Below are 1,602 nucleotides of genomic sequence, written 5' to 3' on the forward strand. Positions count from 1 at the left end.
GTGCCGAAACCCAAGCCCCCGACCGCCGCGCCGGAGGGCGATCTGCCGCAAGAGCGGCTGGGCATGGTCGACCGGCTGAAGATCGGGCTGGACCAGGTGCGCGAGATCGTCGGCCGGGTCTGGATCCGGGTCGTCATCGGCATTTCCATCGGCGCGCTGATCCACGGCTATGTGCCCGAGGCGGTGATGCTGCGCATCATGGGCGGCGACCTGCGCCGTGCGAAGCGGACCTTCACCAAGAGCATCGCGGCCCAGGACCTCGTCGGCTGGTTGATCCTGGGGGCGGTCGCGCGCGATGATGACCGCCTGGTGAAACTTGCTCTTCTGGGAGGAGGGGTTGAGCTTCAGCAGTCGGGTCCTGACCATGGGCGTGGTTGGGGCGCTTGAGAGCGGAAGAAGGGCGCAGGCGGGGATTGGTCTCCTTCGCCTGCGCTCACGTCTTTCTAGCGCTGACCACGATCTGTTACCTCGTTACAAGGTAATCTCCAGATAAGAGGTTGCCATTCCGAATCTCGGACGAGACGTTCATCCGTCTGCAGGCCGCCGCGCGCCCGCTCGAGGACACAGCGGACGACGTGGTCCGACTTGCCCTCGACGCCCTCGAGAAGATGCGAGGCGCGGGGAGGCCTGTGGACGCGCCGAAGATAAAGAAGCCGCGCCGTCGCGGGAACAAGACACCACTGCGCGACTTCCGCCTGCCCCTGACGAAGGTGCGCCTCGAACTCGGCGGGTCCGCCGAGGTCCACGACATCCGCAAGAAGATGCTGCCTGCGGTCAAGGATCGCCTGACGAAGGACGACCATGAGCCCGTCTCGACCGGCGAGCGAGGAACGCTGGTGGAATGCGACCTGCTGGGCGCGATCCGGTCTCGTCAAGGAAGGCCGGTTTCGCAGTGACTCGCCGCGTGGGGTTTGGGAGCTGTCAGACGAGGGGCGGGCGTTCACGAGGGCGCGGTCAGAGTGAGCGTGGACCCGTGGAATCGTGCAAGAGCGATGCAAACCAAAACCATGCCGCGTGCTCAGTGGACACGCGGCGCGGTTCAGTCACTTGATATTTCAGCGGTTTTAATGGTGGAGCCGAGGGGGATCGAACCCCTGACCTCGTCATTGCGAACGACGCGCTCTCCCAGCTGAGCTACGGCCCCGATGCGTGCCGATTTGGCCCATGGCGCGGGGGATGTCAAGCGGTCTCCCCCACATGGCTGCGCACGAAGGAGACGATATCCGCCGCCGGCCGGGCGCCGCTCAGCCGCGCGACCTCGCGGCCCTTGTGGAACAGGATCAGCAGCGGAATGCCGCGGATGTCGTAGCGCGCCGTGGCATCGGGATTCGACTGGGTGTCGACCTTGGTAAAGCGCACGCCGGGCGCTAATGTCTGCGCGGCCTGGGCGAATTGCGGCCCCATCATCCGGCAGGGCCCGCACCAGGCCGCCCAGAAATCCACCAGCAGGGGCAAGTCGTCGCTCTTGATGCAGGCCTGAAGCGTGCGAAAGTCGATCTCGACCGGCTTGCCGGGCACCAGCCGCGCCCCGCAGGTGCCGCATTTCGGCCCCGCCCCCAGCTTGTCGGACGGCACGCGGTTCACGCTGCCGCAATCGGTACA

2 protein-coding genes, 1 tRNA gene and 1 pseudogene are annotated in these 1,602 nt (G+C 66.2%); 2 read left to right on the forward strand and 2 right to left on the reverse strand.

Translation table 11 applies throughout. The features are described 5' to 3' along the window. Positions 1 to 387, forward strand: a pseudogene (locus ENN83_RS15810) (hypothetical protein); the annotation flags it as partial. A 414-nt stretch (positions 388 to 801) separates the two neighbouring features. After that, positions 802 to 963 carry a winged helix-turn-helix domain-containing protein gene (locus ENN83_RS17240; RefSeq protein WP_414707681.1) on the forward strand — a complete coding sequence of 54 codons (162 nt, stop codon included), beginning with the start codon at positions 802 to 804 and terminating at the stop codon, positions 961 to 963. 105 nt (positions 964 to 1,068) lie between these two features. On the opposite strand, the gene ENN83_RS15820 is transcribed toward ENN83_RS17240, so the two are convergent. Together ENN83_RS15820 and trxC are read right to left on the reverse strand one after the other, a co-directional pair. Then, positions 1,069 to 1,144 (reverse strand) — tRNA-Ala (locus ENN83_RS15820). 35 nt (positions 1,145 to 1,179) lie between these two features. Beyond that, the coding region (trxC, locus tag ENN83_RS15825; protein WP_287188693.1) for a thioredoxin TrxC at positions 1,180 to 1,602 on the reverse strand (423 nt) is incomplete at its 5' end.

Origin of the sequence: Rhodovulum sp., assembly GCF_011048875.1 — a bacterium.
Classification (GTDB): Bacteria; Pseudomonadota; Alphaproteobacteria; order Rhodobacterales; family Rhodobacteraceae; genus Rhodovulum; species Rhodovulum tesquicola.

Bases quoted from the DNA above. Each gene is read 5' to 3' on its own strand.
- ENN83_RS17240 (WP_414707681.1), top strand. From the start codon at position 802: ATGAGCCCGTCTCGACCGGCGAGCGAGGAACGCTGGTGGAATGCGACC.